The sequence below is a fragment of the Leptothrix sp. (in: b-proteobacteria) genome (genome assembly GCF_965250675.1).
Taxonomy (GTDB): Bacteria; Pseudomonadota; Gammaproteobacteria; order Burkholderiales; family Burkholderiaceae_C; genus Sphaerotilus.
In genome coordinates this window covers 57,142-71,466 of sequence record NZ_CBDFPH010000011.1, presented here as the reverse complement: position 1 = coordinate 71,466, position 14,325 = coordinate 57,142, and the positions used below count along the sequence as shown (strand labels likewise).

General features: G+C 67.1%; 15 protein-coding genes. 6 read left to right on the top strand and 9 right to left on the bottom strand.

Annotated features, from left to right (window positions below; all coding sequences use genetic code 11):
- Positions 1-101: 101 nt before the first annotated feature.
- Genes AC5IG3_RS14770 through AC5IG3_RS14760 form a run of 3 tightly spaced genes read right to left on the bottom strand, consistent with a single transcriptional unit; the run spans position 102 to position 4,327 of the window.
- On the bottom strand, positions 102-1,547 hold the full coding sequence (locus AC5IG3_RS14770; protein ID WP_491907060.1) for an HlyD family type I secretion periplasmic adaptor subunit: 1,446 nt from the start codon (positions 1,545-1,547) through the stop codon (positions 102-104).
- Positions 1,544-3,760, bottom strand: coding sequence for a type I secretion system permease/ATPase (locus tag AC5IG3_RS14765; protein ID WP_491907059.1), 2,217 nt, complete (start codon positions 3,758-3,760; stop codon positions 1,544-1,546). Before AC5IG3_RS14765 ends, AC5IG3_RS14770 begins: the two co-directional genes overlap by 4 nt.
- Before the next feature lie 21 nt (positions 3,761-3,781).
- Positions 3,782-4,327, bottom strand: a complete 546-nt coding sequence (locus AC5IG3_RS14760) for an NUDIX hydrolase (protein ID WP_491907058.1) — start codon at positions 4,325-4,327, stop codon at positions 3,782-3,784.
- A gap of 75 nt (positions 4,328-4,402) precedes the next feature.
- Between AC5IG3_RS14760 and maiA the strand changes: the two genes are divergently transcribed.
- A complete protein-coding gene (maiA, locus tag AC5IG3_RS14755) occupies positions 4,403-5,068 on the top strand; it encodes a maleylacetoacetate isomerase (protein ID WP_491907057.1) in 666 nt (221 codons plus the stop codon).
- Entirely contained in the window at positions 5,061-5,843 is a 783-nt protein-coding gene (locus AC5IG3_RS14750) for a purine nucleoside phosphorylase YfiH/LACC1 family protein (protein ID WP_491907056.1), read from the top strand. The genes maiA and AC5IG3_RS14750 overlap by 8 nt, the downstream gene beginning before the upstream one ends.
- Here AC5IG3_RS14750 and AC5IG3_RS14745 read toward each other — a convergent pair.
- On the bottom strand, positions 5,772-6,077 hold the full coding sequence (locus AC5IG3_RS14745; protein WP_491907055.1) for a hypothetical protein: 306 nt from the start codon (positions 6,075-6,077) through the stop codon (positions 5,772-5,774). The two genes, AC5IG3_RS14750 and AC5IG3_RS14745, sit on opposite strands and share 72 nt — an antisense overlap.
- 175 nt (positions 6,078-6,252) lie before the next feature.
- On the opposite strand from AC5IG3_RS14745, the gene phaC reads away from it, so the two are divergent.
- The 3 genes from phaC (at position 6,253) to phbB (ending at position 10,067) form a co-directional block, all read left to right on the top strand.
- Positions 6,253-7,986, top strand: a complete 1,734-nt coding sequence (phaC, locus tag AC5IG3_RS14740; protein ID WP_491907586.1) for a class I poly(R)-hydroxyalkanoic acid synthase — start codon at positions 6,253-6,255, stop codon at positions 7,984-7,986.
- Between the two features lie 43 nt (positions 7,987-8,029).
- Positions 8,030-9,211, top strand: a complete 1,182-nt coding sequence (locus tag AC5IG3_RS14735) for an acetyl-CoA C-acetyltransferase (protein ID WP_491907054.1) — start codon at positions 8,030-8,032, stop codon at positions 9,209-9,211.
- 118 nt (positions 9,212-9,329) lie between these two features.
- Positions 9,330-10,067 carry an acetoacetyl-CoA reductase gene (gene phbB / locus AC5IG3_RS14730; protein WP_491907053.1) on the top strand — a complete coding sequence of 246 codons (738 nt, stop codon included), beginning with the start codon at positions 9,330-9,332 and terminating at the stop codon, positions 10,065-10,067.
- Between the two features lie 42 nt (positions 10,068-10,109).
- On the opposite strand, the gene mnmH is transcribed toward phbB, so the two are convergent.
- From mnmH to lexA, 3 genes are all read right to left on the bottom strand, one after another.
- Complete coding sequence (mnmH, locus tag AC5IG3_RS14725) at positions 10,110-11,168, bottom strand: tRNA 2-selenouridine(34) synthase MnmH (protein ID WP_491907052.1); 1,059 nt, start codon at positions 11,166-11,168, stop codon at positions 10,110-10,112.
- Between the two features lie 30 nt (positions 11,169-11,198).
- On the bottom strand, positions 11,199-11,450 hold the full coding sequence (locus AC5IG3_RS14720) for a hypothetical protein (protein ID WP_491907051.1): 252 nt from the start codon (positions 11,448-11,450) through the stop codon (positions 11,199-11,201).
- A gap of 151 nt (positions 11,451-11,601) precedes the next feature.
- Positions 11,602-12,288: a transcriptional repressor LexA gene (gene lexA / locus AC5IG3_RS14715; protein ID WP_491907050.1), complete on the bottom strand. Its 687-nt coding sequence runs from the start codon at positions 12,286-12,288 to the stop codon at positions 11,602-11,604.
- Positions 12,289-12,336: 48 nt separating this feature from the next.
- On the opposite strand from lexA, the gene AC5IG3_RS14710 reads away from it, so the two are divergent.
- Positions 12,337-13,323 carry an asparaginase gene (locus AC5IG3_RS14710; RefSeq protein ID WP_491907049.1) on the top strand — a complete coding sequence of 329 codons (987 nt, stop codon included), beginning with the start codon at positions 12,337-12,339 and terminating at the stop codon, positions 13,321-13,323.
- A gap of 11 nt (positions 13,324-13,334) precedes the next feature.
- Here AC5IG3_RS14710 and AC5IG3_RS14705 read toward each other — a convergent pair whose 3' ends face one another.
- Positions 13,335-13,763: an organic hydroperoxide resistance protein gene (locus tag AC5IG3_RS14705; RefSeq protein WP_491907048.1), complete on the bottom strand. Its 429-nt coding sequence runs from the start codon at positions 13,761-13,763 to the stop codon at positions 13,335-13,337.
- A gap of 52 nt (positions 13,764-13,815) precedes the next feature.
- Positions 13,816-14,301: a MarR family winged helix-turn-helix transcriptional regulator gene (locus AC5IG3_RS14700; RefSeq protein ID WP_491907047.1), complete on the bottom strand. Its 486-nt coding sequence runs from the start codon at positions 14,299-14,301 to the stop codon at positions 13,816-13,818.
- Positions 14,302-14,325: the final 24 nt, after the last annotated feature.

Sequence of the window (14,325 nt, the reverse complement as noted above, 5' to 3'; positions counted from 1 at the left end):
GATGGCTTGAAAAAAGATATAGCGTTTGCATGGGAATGCATGAAAAAGCCGCCCGTGTTGCCAGGGGCGGCTGTTGCAGATGAGCGGTTGCCAGCGTGGTTTCAGCGTTCGCTCAAGGCGTAGGCCCGCGCTTTCAGGATGGGCTTGAGCAGGTAGGACAGCACCGTTTTCTTGCCCGTGAGCATGTCCACCTCGGCCGTCATGCCGGGGATGATGGGCTGATCGGCCCCGAAGCGTGGCTGCACGGTGCGCACCCGCACCAGATAGAAGGCGTTGCCGCGTTCGTCGACCTGGGTGTCGGGGCTGATGTTTTCGACCTTGGCTTCCAGGCCACCATAAATCGAGAAATCGTAGGCGGTGAACTTGACCGTGGCCAGCTGGCCGGGGTGGATGAAGGCGATGTCCTTGGGCTGGACCTTGGCCTCCAGCACCAGCGCGTCGTCGAGCGGCACGATCTCGACGATGTCCTTGCCGGGCTGCACCACGCCGCCCACGGTGTTGGCCAGCAGGCGCTGGACGCGGCCGCGCACCGGTGACTTGACCTGCGCCTTGCTGACCTTGTCTTCCAGCGCCACCGCACCCTGGTTGAGCGCGTTGAGGCGGCCCATGACGTCGGCCATTTCGCGCCGTGCCTCGTTGCGGAAGGCCAGTTCGGTCTCCTGGGTCTTGCGCTGCGCTTCGCCGATGGCGGCCTGCACGCGGGCGATCTGGGCGGTGGCCTGTTCCATGTCGCCGCGGCTGCGGCTGACGTCACGCTCGACGCGCAGGATCTCGACTTCCGAAATGGCGCCCGAGGCCAGCAATGGCCGGGTCTTGCGCAACTCCTGCTCGGACGAGTCGAAGGCACGCTGGGCGGCCGAGCGGCGCGAGCGGGCTTCGGACAGCTCCTGCTCGCGCTGCATCAGCTGCTGCTGGTTGATCGACAGCATGGCGCGCAGCTCGGTCACGCGCGACTGGTAGAGGTTGCGCTCCTCGTCGATGATGCGGCCTTCCTGCGGGTCGGTGGTGTGGCCGGCCGGCGGGATGAAGGCGCTGTTCTCGGCCAGTGCGCGCAGGCGGGCCTGCTTGACCTTGAGCGCAAACGCCTGGGCGGCGCTCTCGCGCACGCCGGAGGTGGCGCGGGTTTCCTCGACGCGCAGCAGCAGCTGGCCGGCTTCGACCTGCTCGCCCTCGCGCACCAGAATCTCCGACACCACGCCGCCGTCGAGCGACTGCACCACCTGCAGCTGCTGCGACGGGATCACCTTGCCTTCGCCGCGCGTGACCTCGTCGATGCGCGCCAGCGCCGACCACACCAGCAGCAGCAGCACGATCACCACGGCGGCGCGCACGATCTTCTGCGCCCGCACGACGCGGTCGCGCGACATCAGCTCACTGGCTTCCTGCTCGAAGCTGCGCAGCTCGGGCGGATCGGCAGCTTCCCGGCCGGGTTTGTCCGCCTGGGTGCTGGCGCCTGATTCAGTGCGGGACTGGCGTCCCAGCAGCTTGGCCAAGCGCTGGGCGAGGCGGGGTCGGGGATCGGCGTTGTTCACGGTCTTCTTGCTCATGCTGCCCTCGCAATGCGGCCTGCCTGCAGGGCTTCGAGGATGCGGTCGCGCGGGCCGTCGGCGACGACCTTGCCGCCGTCGATCACGATCACGCGTGTCACCAGCGCCAGCATCGAGGTGCGGTGCGTCACCAGCACCACGGTCTTGTCCTGCGCGTAGTCGGTGACGCGGCGGGTGATCTGCGCTTCGGTCGAGAAGTCCATTGCGCTGGTGGGTTCATCGAGCAGCAGCAGCGGCGCGTTGTGCAGCACGGCGCGCGCAATGCCCACGCTCTGGCGCTGGCCGCCCGAGAGCAGCTCGCCGCGTTCACCCACCTGCAGGTCGAAGCCGCGCGGGTGGCGGTTGACGAAGTCCATCAGGCAGGCGGTTTCGGCCGCGGCCAGCACGGCGGAGTCGTCTGCGTAGGGCAGGCCGAGGGTGATGTTCTCGCGCAGCGTGCCGTAGAACAGGCCGACGTCCTGCGAGACGTAGGCGAGGTTGCGGCGCACGTCGGCCGGGTCGAGCTGGCGCAGGTCGATGCCGTCGAGCAGCACCGCGCCATCGGTCGGCTGGTAGAGGCCGAGCATCAGCTTCTGCAGCGTGGTCTTGCCGGAGCCGACCCGGCCGATCAGCGCCACGCGCTCGCCCGGGGCGACGCGGAAGCTCACGCCGTCGAGCACGGCGTCATCGCGGCCCGGATAGGCAAAGCGCACGTTGCGGAATTCGATCTCGCCCTTGAGTTCGCGCCGGTGCAGGAAGTTCTGGCCCGGCTCGCGCTCGACGGGCTTGGCCATCACGCTGTCGAGCGACTCCAGCGCGGTGCGCGCGCCCTGGTACTGCATCAGCAGGCCGATGATCTGGCCGGCGGGCGCCAGCGCCCGCGACGACAGCGTGGTGCAGGCGATCAGCGCGCCCATGGTCAGCTGGCGGTCGTTGATGAGGTAGACGCCGATGAACATCACCGACAGGTTGACGATCTGCGCCACCCAGTTGGTGCCGTAGTTGGCCTTGCTCGAAATCTCGCGCATGCGCACCTGGGCCTCGGCCAGGAAGCGGTTGCCGCGCTCCCAGCGCGACTGGATCACGCTCTCGGCGCCCTGGGTCTTGATGGTCTCGATGCCGCCGAGCGCCTCCACCAGCGTGGCGTTGCGCTGCGCGCCGGCCTGGTAGGTGGTCTGCGCCAGCTCGTGCAGGCGGCCTTGAAGCAGGAAGCCCATGGCCAGGATCACGACGAAGGCGATCACCACCGGCGTGACCAGCCACATGGAGATCCAGCCCATCGCGATCAGGAAGATCAACGCGAACGGCAGGTCGATCAGCGCGGTGACCGTGCTGCTGGCGATGAAGTCGCGCACCTGTTCATAGCCGCGCAGGTTGGCGGCAAACGAGCCGACCGACTGCGGCCGCGTCTCCAGCCGCATGCCGAGCACGCGCTCCATCAGGCGGGCCGAGAGCTGCACGTCGATGCGCGCGCTCGCCTGGTCGACGAAGTGGCTGCGCAGCAGGCGCAGGTACAGGTCGGCGCCCAGCACCAGCACCAGGCCGATGCCCATGGCCCAGAGCGTTTCCACCGCATGGTTGGGCACCACGCGGTCATAGACGTTCATGGTGAAGATCGGGAAGGCCAGCGCGAACAGGTTGATCAGCAGCGCCGCCCACAGCACGTCGCGGTAGACGCCGCGCTGGCTCATGATGGCGCCCCAGAACCAGTGGCTGCTGCGGGTGGCGCGCACTTCGGGCGTGCGTTCGTCGAAGCGGAAATGCGGCCGCACGAACAGCACCACGCCGCTGTGGCGCCTGGAGAATTCCTTGCGCGGCATGACGACCGCGCCCTGGCCGGTCTCGGGCAGCAGCACGCGGGCGTCGCCCGCCGGGGTCCAGCCCAGCAGCACGCAGGCTTCCTGGCCTTCGAGCAGCATGATGGCCGGCAGCGTGTTGGGGTCGATCCTGGACGGCCGCAGCCGCACCAGTCGCGTTGCGAAACCCACCCGGGCGGCGGCGCGGTCGACCAGATCAAGCGTGAGCTTGCCGTCCTGCAGCGGCAGGCCCGCACTCAGCGAGGCGCGCGAAGCGTTCACCCCCTGCACGCGGCAGATTTCCAGCAGGCAGTCGAGCAGCGGATCGGCGTGCAGCAGGTCTTCGCGCAGGCGCGGACCGCTGGCAGCGGTGTTCGGGGCAGAAGGTGTGGCGGTCGCAGCGGCAGCGGAGGCTTGAGGCGGGGGTTGGCGGGTCATGGGTGTCGTGCGTCAATAAGCTCAGGTGATATCGACACAGTGCATGCCAAATTGACCCCGGCGGTGGTCGGCGAAGTAATGTTCGAGCGTCACCCGCACCGTGGTGAAGGCCAGTTCGTCCCAGGGAATATCCGCCTCGCTGAACAGGCCGACCTCGATGGTCTCAGGCCCCGGATCGAACTCCGTGCTGAGCAGCGTGGCGCGGTAGAACAGGTGCACCTGGCCGACCCGGACCAGGTTGAGCACGCTGTAGAGGCCGTGCAGGTCGATGTGGGCGCCGGCTTCCTCGATGGTTTCGCGCAGCGCGCCCTGGCCAGTGGTCTCGCCGTGCTCCATGAAGCCGGCCGGCAGCGTCCAGAAGCCGCGGCGCGGCTCGATGTTGCGCCGGCACAGCAGCACCTGATCGCCCCACGCCGGTACGGTGCCGACCACGTTGAGGGGGTTTTCATAGTCGACCGTCAGGCAGGCCAGGCAGGTGGCGCGCTCCCGGTTGTCGTCGGCGGGAACGCGGTATTCCACCGGGGAGCCGCATTCGCGGCAGTGCTTGATGCGGCGTGTCGAGAGCATCGCGTCAGTGTATCGCGGGGGTCGGCGTGGCATGATCATCGGGCAATGGCCTGTATTTTCATCTGAGGACATCCCGTGCAGCTGTACAACTATTTCCGTTCTTCAGCCTCGTTTCGTGTACGGATTGCGCTGGCGCTCAAGGGCTTGCCCTATGACTACCGCCCGGTTCACCTGGTGCGCAACGAGCAGCTCGGGGCCGACTTCGCCGCCCTGTCGCCGCAGCGTCTGGTGCCGTTGCTGGTTGATCAGGACGAGCACGGCGACGCCGCCAAGGATCAGTACCTGAGCCAGTCGCTGGCCATCATCGAATACCTCGACGAGACCCATCCCAGCCCGCCGTTGCTGCCTGTCGATGCGGCGGGCCGGGCGCGGGTGCGGTCGCTGGCGCTGGACATTGCCTGCGAGATCCACCCGCTCAACAACCTGCGCGTGCTGCGCTACCTGGTCAAGGAACTGGGTGTCAGCGAAGACGCCAAGAACGGCTGGTATCGGCACTGGGTCGAGACCGGGCTGGAGTCGCTGGAGCGCCGCCTGGTGGCGGATGCGGCCACGGGCGCCTTCTGCCATGGCGATCAGCCCGGCCTGGCCGACTGCGTGCTGGTGCCGCAGATATTCAATGCCCAGCGCTTCGACTGCCGCCTCGACCATGTGCCCACCGTGATGCGCATTTTCGACGCCTGCATGGCGCTGCCTGCCGTCCAGCAGGCACAGCCCTCGGCCTGCCCCGACGCCGATGCTTGAGCTTCAACCGTCCGACCTGCTGCGCCCGCAGTTCACCTCTGCCCGTGTGGGCGCCTTGATGACGACCCGCGCGGGCGGTGTCAGCCAGGGCGATTTCGCCGGCCTCAACCTGCGTGCCGAGGTGGGCGATGTGCCGCAGGACGTGGCGCGCAACCGGGCGCTGCTGCAAGGCTGGGTTGGACGTGAGTCGCAGCGGCTGAATCAGGTGCACGGTGTGGCGGTGCATGCCATCGGCGCTGAGCTTGTCGATCCGATCCCGGTGGCCGATGCCAGCGTGACGTCATCGTCCGTCCTGGCGTGCGAGGTCCAGACCGCCGACTGCCTGCCCGTGCTGTTTGCGCACCGTGATGGCCGCGCGGTGGGCGCGGCTCACGCCGGCTGGCGCGGTCTGGCCGGTGGTGTGCTGGAGGCGACGCTGCAGCAGGTCTGCGTGCTGGCCGAGGCGCCCGCCGAAGACATCGAGGTCTGGCTGGGTGCCTGCATCGGCCCGCAGGCGTTCGAGGTTGGCGTGGATGTCGTGCGGGCCTTTGGCGGCAGCGCTGCGGTGCCGGGGCCGCGTTTCCAGCCTCGACCCGAGTTGGGCGTGGAAGGCAAATGGTGGGCCGATCTGCCCGGCCTGGCGCGTGACCGATTGCTGCGTGCCGGTGCGCGCGCCCTCAGCGGCAATGACGGCAGTGCACCGTGGTGCACGCACGGCAATCCGTCAAGGTATTTTTCCTTCCGGCGCCACGCCCGCACCGGCCGCATGGCTGCCTTGATCTGGCTGCGCGGTTGACGTCGTGTCTGCGTTCACTTCGGCTTGTGCGGCCAGTTCCTCGCGGGCTTCCTGCTTCTTGCGCGCCTCGCGCCGCATTGGCGTGCCCAGCAGATACATCACCAGTGCCATCGGGCCGACGCCGTACAGCATGAACGTGAACACCGCACCCAACACGCTGCCTTGCGGGTGCGTGGCTTCGGCCAGCGCCATCATGAGCGCGACGTAAATCCATGCGATGGCAATCAGATACATCCGGGTTCCTGAGGTGCAAATTGTCAATTTCGTGAACTAGAATTTTATTTCACGATGTGGATAAGTCGGTGCTTGCTCACTCTTGTCCATGCGTGATCAAAGCCAGAGCGCGCACCCGCCGCGCCGCCGATTGTGTTTGATGGAGGAGAAGCCCGTGAATCAAACGACCCATCCGATGGCCGCCATCCCCGGCGCGCTGGACTTGAGCAACCTGCTGCGCAGTGCCTGGGGCCTCGGTGGCACCGACACCGGCCAGGTCAGCGCCAAGCTCGGCTCGCTCGGCACCAGTCTGAGCGACAACCTCAAGCCGCTGGCGCAACTGCAGATTCCACCCACCGAGCTGTCGCGCATCCAGGCCGAATACCTGCGTGAAGCGGCCGAGTTGTGGAACGGCCGTCTGACGGGCCAGGCCGCGCCGCCGGCCAAGGACCGCCGCTTTGCGGGCGCCGAATGGTCGGCCCAGCCGATGGCGGGCTACACCGCCGCGCTCTACCTGCTCAATGCCCGCACGCTGATGCAGCTGACCGACGCGGTGCAGGGCGACGCCAAGACCCAGAACCGGCTGCGGTTTGCGGTGCAGCAGTGGATCGACATTGCCGCGCCGTCCAACTACCTGGCCTTCAACCCCGAGGCGCAGAAGAAGGCGCTCGACACCCGCGGCGAAAGCATCGCCCAGGGCATGTCGCACCTGTTGCAGGACATGCAGCAGGGCTATGTGTCGCAGACGGACGAGAGCCTGTTCGAGGTCGGCCGCAACGTCGCCACCACCGAAGGTTCGGTGGTGTTCGAGAACGAGCTCTTCCAGCTGCTCGAATACAAGCCGCTGACGGCCCAGGTGCATGAGCGGCCGATGCTGTTCGTGCCGCCGTGCATCAACAAGTTCTACATCCTCGACCTGCAGCCGGATAACTCGCTGATCCGCTACACGGTCGAGCAAGGCCACCGCGTCTTCGTGGTGAGCTGGCGCAACCCCGATGACAGCCTGGCCGCCAAGACCTGGGACGACTACATCGAGGACGCCGCCATCCGCGCCATCCGCGTGGTGCAGGAGATCACCGGCGCCAAGACCATCGACACACTGGGTTTCTGCGTCGGCGGCACCATTTTGAGCACTGCGCTGGCCGTGCTGGCCGCGCGGGGCGAGCAGCCCGCCGCCAGCGTGACGCTGCTGACCACCTTCCTCGACTTCAGCAGCACCGGCATCCTCGACCTGTTCATCGACGAGGCCATGGTGCAGGTGCGCGAGTTGAGCCTCGGCGCCGACGCGCCCAAGGGCCCCGGCCTGCTCAAGGGCAAGGAGCTGGCCTCGACCTTCAGCTTCCTGCGCCCGAACGACCTGGTCTGGAACTACGTGGTGGGCAACTACCTCAAGGGCGAGAAGCCGCCCGCGTTCGACCTGCTGTACTGGAACTCCGACAGCACCAACCTGCCCGGGCCGATGTACTGCTGGTACCTGCGCCACACCTATCTCGAAAACAAGCTCAAGGTGCCCGGCGCGCTGACGGTGTGCGGCGAGAAGATCGACCTGGGCGCCATCGAAGCGCCGGTCTACCTGTTCGCCTCGCGTGAAGACCACATCGTGCCCTGGGATTCGGCCTACCTGAACACCCAGGTGCTCAAGGGCCCCAAGCGCTTCGTGCTGGGCGCGTCCGGCCACATTGCCGGCGTCATCAACCCGCCGGCCAAGAAAAAGCGCAGCCACTGGATCGGCAACGGCCTGCCCGCCACTGCCGAGGCCTGGCTGGCCCAGGCCACCGAGCAGCCCGGCAGCTGGTGGCCGGATTGGGCCGAGTGGCTCAAGGGCCACGCCGGCAAGCTCAAGGCAGCGCCCAAGACGCCCGGCAACCGCAAATACAAGGCGATCGAGCCGGCGCCGGGGCGTTACGTCAAGGCCAAGGCCTCCGCCTGAGTCAAAAATACCTGTTCCAACCCTGATTGAAGGAGAAACAAGCATGACCGACATCGTCATCGTGGCCGCCGCCCGCACCGCCGTGGGCAAATTTGGAGGCAGCCTGGCCAAGGTGGCCGCGCCTGAACTGGGCGCCACCGTCATTGGCGCGCTGCTGGAGCGCTCGGGCCTGAGCGGCGAGCAGATCGGCGAGGTCATCCTCGGCCAGGTGCTGACCGCCGGTTCGGGCCAGAACCCGGCGCGCCAGTCGGTCGTCAAGGCCGGGCTGCCGCACGGTGTGCCTGCCATGACCATCAACAAGGTCTGCGGCTCGGGCCTGAAGGCCGTGATGCTGGCCGCACAAGCCATCCGTGACGGCGACAGCGAGATCATCATCGCCGGCGGCCAGGAAAACATGAGCCTGGCGCCCCACGTGCTGCCCGGCAGCCGCGACGGCCAGCGCATGGGCGACTGGAAGCTGGTCGACACCATGATCAACGACGGCCTGTGGGACGTCTATAACCAGTACCACATGGGCATCACGGCCGAGAACGTGGCCAAGAAGTACGGCATCACCCGCGACATGCAGGACGCGCTGGCGCTCGGCAGCCAGCAGAAGGCTGCAGCCGCCCAGGACGCCGGCAAGTTCAAGGACGAGATCGTCGGCGTGACGATTCCGCAGAAGAAGGGCGACGCGCTGGTCTTCAGCGCCGATGAGTTCATCAACCGCAAGACCAGCGGCGACGTGCTTGGCGGCCTGCGTCCGGCGTTCGACAAGGCCGGCTCGGTTACGGCGGGCAACGCCTCGGGCCTGAACGACGGCGCCGCCGGCGTGATGGTCATGAGCGCGGCCAAGGCCGCAGCGCTGGGCCTGACGCCGCTGGCCCGCATCGCCAGCTACGCCTCGGCGGGCCTCGACCCGGCCTACATGGGCATGGGCCCCGTGCCCGCCGCCCGCAAGGCGCTGGAGCGCGCCGGCTGGAAGCCGGCCGATCTGGATCTGCTGGAAATCAACGAAGCCTTTGCCGCGCAAGCCTGCGCCGTGCACCAGGAAATGGGCTGGGACACGAGCCGTGTCAACGTCAACGGCGGCGCGATTGCCATCGGCCACCCGATCGGCGCGTCCGGCTGCCGCATCTTGGTCACGCTGCTGCACGAGATGCAGCGCCGCGATGCCAAGAAAGGCATCGCCTCGCTGTGCATCGGCGGCGGCATGGGCGTGGCGCTGACGGTCGAGCGCGCCTGATCACATTGAGCGTTATCAATTGGTGTTGCAGCCTTGCCACCGCGCAAGGGCTGCACCCTATGGTCACGACACATCGGCTTGCCTATCGTGAGCAAGCTTCAAAACCAAGGAGAAGAGCATGAGTCAAAAAGTTGCATACGTCACCGGTGGCATGGGTGGCATCGGAACCGCCATCTGCCAGCGCCTGCACAAGGAAGGCTTCAAGGTCATCGCCGGCTGCGGCCCGAGCCGTGACTTCGTCAAGTGGATCGACGAGCAGAAGGCGCTCGGCTACACCTTCTACGCATCGGCCGGCAACGTCGCCGACTGGGACTCCACCGTCGAGGCCTTCACCAAGGCCGTGGCAGAGCATGGCCCGATCGACGTGCTGGTCAACAACGCCGGCATCACGCGCGACCGCATGTTCCTGAAGATGACGCCCGATGACTGGAAGGCTGTCATCGACACCAACCTCAACAGCATGTTCAACGTCACCAAGCAGGTGGTGCCGGGCATGGTGGAAAAGGGCTGGGGCCGCATCATCCAGATCTCGTCGGTCAACGGCGAGAAGGGCCAGGCCGGCCAGACCAACTACTCGGCGGCCAAGGCCGGCATGCACGGCTTCACGATGGCTCTCGCCCAGGAAATGGCCTCCAAGGGCGTGACCGTGAACACCGTCAGCCCGGGCTACATCGGCACCGACATGGTCCGCGCCATCAAGCCGGAAGTGCTGGAGAAGATCGTCGCCACCATTCCCGTCAAGCGCCTGGGCACGCCCGACGAGATCGGCTCGATCTGCGCCTGGCTTGCGGGCGAGGACTCCGGCTTCACCACCGGCGCAGACTTCAGCTGCAACGGTGGCCTGCACATGGGTTGAGGGCGAAATGCGCTCAAGAAAACCGGCCTCGGCCGGTTTTTTTCATGGCGCGATCAGAAGTCGCGCCGCGCGGGTCAGGTCCTCGGGCGTGGCGGTTTCCAACTGCACGGTCGGCGCCTGGGCCAGCCCCTCGTAGTGGTTGCTGAGCGACTTCATGTAGCCTGGGTCGTAGTGGCGCAGCATCAGCTCGTCAAACACCTCGGCCATCTGGCCGGCGCGCGCTGCGTCTTGCCAGGCTTTGACCTGTTCCTTGCCGCGCAAGCTCACCAGCGCATCCAGCTGGCGGCACAGGTGTTCAGGATCTTTGACCAGAAAGTCATAGTCCTCCAGCAGCAACTGCAGCCGGCTGGGCTGGGGCAGGTCGACCAGCAGGCAGCGGCCGCGCTGCATCAGCGTCTCGATCAGCATGTCGGGCACGCGGATGTGGCCGATCTTCTTGCTCTCGCTCTCGACGTAGACCGGACGCGCCGGGTCCAGCTGGCGCAGTGCGCTCCAGACGGCGCTGTCCATCGCTTTCTGGCTGGGCTGCTGGTCGCCCGGCACCAATCCGAGCACCGAGCCGCGGTGGTGGGCGAGCGCCTCCAGGTCCAGCACCTGCGCGCCTTCAGCCCGCAAGGCCTGCAGCAGGCGGGTCTTGCCGCTGCCGGTCTTGCCGCACAGCACGCGCCAGTCGAAGCGGGCGGGCAGTTCATCCAGCTCTTGCCGGACGACCGCGCGAAAGCCCTTGTAGCCGCCGTCGAGCACGGTGGTCTTGAAGCCGATGCGGTCCAGGAACCACGCCAGCGTGCCGGAGCGGTCGCCGCCGCGCCAGCAGTAGACCAGCGGGCGCCAGTTGCGCGGCAGCGGGCCGGTCCAGCGGTCGATGTGGTCGGCAATGTTGCGCGCCACCATCGCTGCGCCCATCTTGCGGGCCTCGAAGGCGGAGACCTGCTTGTAGTCGGTGCCGACCAGGCGACGTTCCTCATCGTCGAGCACCGGCCAGTTCACTGCGCCGGGCAGGTGGTCGAGCGCGAATTCGCTGGGTGAGCGCGCATCGATGATGGCGTCAAAAGGGGTGGTTTCGGCCAGCACCTGGCTGGCATGGAGGCGTTGCAGAGACATGGCGTGATTGTCTGCGCAGCGCGGGCGTTTTCAGCGTGCGGCTTGTGCCTGCTGGTGAATGAGTGCGTCCAGCGCATCGCAGACCTCGTTCATGCGGCCGCTGATCACGGTGCGCCGTGCGTCGCGCGGATCGATGCTCAGGCGCAGCACCGGGGCATGTCGTGCGGCGGGCCGGTTGACGGCAAAGAGCGCCGTGCTCAGGGCCATGTGTCCCTGCAGCAGGGCGGCGCCGGGCATCGTCAGCGGGCGGCGGCTGAGAAAACGAAGCAGTGAGCCGGTCATGGTGAGTCTCCTGTCAGGCGATCATGGAAAACGTTCGATGCCTTGATCTCGACGGACCACCGCAAAGCTTGATGCCATAAATGAAAAATTTGGAGGCTGCTTTGCGACTTACGCACGGCAGTTGACCCGACCTGCTGGTTGCAGTCGATCTTCAGACCAGCAGGGTGTTGCGAATCAGGCCGACCGCGAGACCTTCGATGACGAAGTTGGCCTCGTCCTTGACGTGAATGATGTCGAAGTCGGGGTTCTCGGGCACCAGTTCGATGCCGTTCTTGCTGCGCCGGAAGCGCTTGACCGTGACCTCGTCGTCCAGCCGTGCCACGACGATCTGTCCATTCTTGGCCTCGCTGACCTTCTGCACGGCGAGCAGGTCGCCGTCCAGGATGCCGGCGTCGCGCATGCTCATGCCGCGCACCTTGAGCAGGAAGTCGGGCTGGCGCGCAAACAGGTGCGCTTCCACCGTGTAGCTCTGGTCGATGTGCTGCTGCGCCAGGATCGGGCTGCCGGCGGCCACGCGGCCGACCAGCGGCAGCGACAACTGCGCCAGGCTCGCCAGCGGCAGGGTGAACTGCTCGCCGATGCCCTTGGCGCGTGACTCGTTGATGCTGCGCAATATGTCAGACTTGAGACGGATGCCGCGCGAGGTGCCGCCGATCAGCTCGATCACGCCCTTGCGCGCCAGCGCCTGCAGGTGGTCTTCAGCGGCGTTGGCTGACCGGAAGCCGAGCTTGGTGGCGATCTCGGCCCGGGTGGGCGGGGCGCCACTGCGCTCGATGGCGCTCTGGATCAGCTCCAGAACCTGCTGCTGGCGTGCGGTGAGTTTGGGGCTGTGTTCCAAGATGTTTCCCTTTAATCTGAGGCTGTATTTTTATACAGCACAACAAGAATGACAAGCACTGTGGCTTATTCAGCGGAATTCGAAAGTTCTTCTGCCCCGGCGTCATGTCTGGTGGTGCTGGGCACCGGCGGCACCATTGCCGGGCGCTCGCGCCACGCGGCGGACAACGTCGGCTACAAGGCGGCCGAGCTGGATGTGGCCGATCTGGTCGCGCAATCCGGGCTGGCGCAGCGCCTGCAGACGGGCTTGCGGCTGGAGTTCGAGCAGGTCGCCCAGCTCGACAGCAAGGACATGAGCCATGCGGTGTGGCGCCGGCTGGCCGAGCGCAGCCAAGCCCATCTGGCCCGGCCCGAGGTGGTCGGCGTGGTCATCACCCACGGCACCGACACGCTGGAGGAAACCGGCTACCTGCTGCAGCGCGTGCTGGCGCCCGTCAAGCCGCTGGTGCTGACCGCCGCGATGCGACCCGCCACCGCCTTGCACACCGATGGCCCGCAGAACCTGCTCGACGCGCTCACGCTCGCGGCCACGCCCGGCGTGCATGGCGTGCTGGCCTGTCTGGCGGGCTGCATCTGGGCGGCCGATGAGGCGCGCAAGGTCCATCCGTACCGGCTGGATGCCTTCAACGCCGGGGATGCCGGTGCGCTGGCGTATCTGGAAGAAGGGCGCTTGCGGCAGTTGCGGCCCTGGCCGGGCGGGCAGGCGCTGGGCGTCGAGGTGCTGGCGCGCGAGATCTGGCCGCAGGTCGAGATCATTCACAGCCACGCCGGCAGCGACGGTGCGCTGGCGCAGCTGGTGGTTGACGCAGGGGTGCAAGGCCTGGTGGTGGCCTGCACCGGCAATGGCACGGTGCATGACGACCTGCTGGCCGTGCTGCAGCGCGCGCGCCAGCGGGGCGTGGCGGTGCTGCGGGCCTTGCGGGGTGGTGCGGGCAGCATCGTCGAGAACGCCGAGGCCGCCTTGCCCCACGCCGGTGCCTTGACGGCAGCGCAGGCGCGGGTGGAGTTGCTGCTGCGCCTGCTGGCGCAGCATTGATCAGCGGCTGGTCAGACCACCGTCGTCAGCGTGACGTCGATGTTGCCGCGCGTGGCGTTCGAGTACGGGCAGACGATGTGGGCAGCTTGCACCAGCTCTTCGGCCACGGCGCGGTCCACGCCCGGCAGGTTGATGGTCAGTGCAGCCTGGATGCCGAAGCCGGTGGGGATCGGGCCGATGCCGATGTCGGCGCTGATGGTGGTGCCGGCCGGCACAGGCACCTTCTTCTGGCCGGCGACGAACTTCAGCGCGCCCAGGAAGCAGGCCGAGTAGCCAGCAGCGAACAGCTGCTCGGGGTTGGTGCCGGCGCCGTCATCGCCGCCAAGCGCCTTGGGTGTCGACAGCGTCACCGACAGGCGGTTGTCATCAGAAGCCGAGGTGCCGGCACGGCCGCCTTGCGAGGTGGCGTGGGCGGTGTAGAGGACTTTTTCGATCGACATGTGGAGGTCCTTTCGGGACATGGAGTTACCCGGAGATCGGGCGAAAAGGAAATCAGGTCGGGGGCACGGAATGGCTCAGCGATGAGCGCAGGCCCTGCAGCCTTTGGGTGAGCGAGCGCAACTCGTCGAGCGTGCAACCGGTGGCCGCAGCAATGCGCGGCGGCAGGCTGCGGGCCTGTTCCTTCAGGGCGCGGCCGGCGTCGGTCAGGTGGACCTCGACGCGGCGCTCGTCGCCCTCGCTGCGCTGGCGTTGCAGCCAGCCGGCGGTTTCCAGGCGCTTGAGCAGCGGCGTCAGCGTGCCGGAGTCGAGCGTCAGCTGCGCGCCGATCTCGCCGACGCTGGCGCCATCGCGCTCCCAGAGCGTCAGCATGACGAGGTACTGCGGGTAGGTCAGCTCCAGCTCGTCGAGCAGCGGCCGGTAGAGCTTGGTCATGGCCAGCGAGGCCGAATACAGCGCAAAGCACAGCTGCTGGTCCAGCCGCAGCGCGGCGTCGGCCAGCGGGTTGGCGGAGTGGAGGAGGGCTGTTTCGGAAGGCATGACGTTAATGTAGATTGTGAACAA

Excerpts from the sequence above, each read along its gene's own strand:
- phaC (WP_491907586.1), top strand. The coding sequence starts at position 6,253 with ATGGCCGCCATCCCCGGCGCGCTGGACTTGAGCAACCTGCTGCGCAGT.
- AC5IG3_RS14745 (WP_491907055.1), bottom strand. The coding sequence starts at position 6,077 with ATGTATCTGATTGCCATCGCATGGATTTACGTCGCGCTCATGATGGCG.
- AC5IG3_RS14760 (WP_491907058.1), bottom strand. The coding sequence starts at position 4,327 with ATGCTCTCGACACGCCGCATCAAGCACTGCCGCGAATGCGGCTCCCCG.
- AC5IG3_RS14765 (WP_491907059.1), bottom strand. The coding sequence starts at position 3,760 with ATGACCCGCCAACCCCCGCCTCAAGCCTCCGCTGCCGCTGCGACCGCC.
- AC5IG3_RS14750 (WP_491907056.1), top strand. The coding sequence starts at position 5,061 with ATGCTTGAGCTTCAACCGTCCGACCTGCTGCGCCCGCAGTTCACCTCT.
- AC5IG3_RS14735 (WP_491907054.1), top strand. The coding sequence starts at position 8,030 with ATGACCGACATCGTCATCGTGGCCGCCGCCCGCACCGCCGTGGGCAAA.
- mnmH (WP_491907052.1), bottom strand. The coding sequence starts at position 11,168 with ATGTCTCTGCAACGCCTCCATGCCAGCCAGGTGCTGGCCGAAACCACC.
- AC5IG3_RS14770 (WP_491907060.1), bottom strand. The coding sequence starts at position 1,547 with ATGAGCAAGAAGACCGTGAACAACGCCGATCCCCGACCCCGCCTCGCC.
- AC5IG3_RS14700 (WP_491907047.1), bottom strand. The coding sequence starts at position 14,301 with ATGCCTTCCGAAACAGCCCTCCTCCACTCCGCCAACCCGCTGGCCGAC.
- phbB (WP_491907053.1), top strand. The coding sequence starts at position 9,330 with ATGAGTCAAAAAGTTGCATACGTCACCGGTGGCATGGGTGGCATCGGA.
- AC5IG3_RS14705 (WP_491907048.1), bottom strand. The coding sequence starts at position 13,763 with ATGTCGATCGAAAAAGTCCTCTACACCGCCCACGCCACCTCGCAAGGC.
- AC5IG3_RS14720 (WP_491907051.1), bottom strand. The coding sequence starts at position 11,450 with ATGACCGGCTCACTGCTTCGTTTTCTCAGCCGCCGCCCGCTGACGATG.
- AC5IG3_RS14710 (WP_491907049.1), top strand. The coding sequence starts at position 12,337 with ATGACAAGCACTGTGGCTTATTCAGCGGAATTCGAAAGTTCTTCTGCC.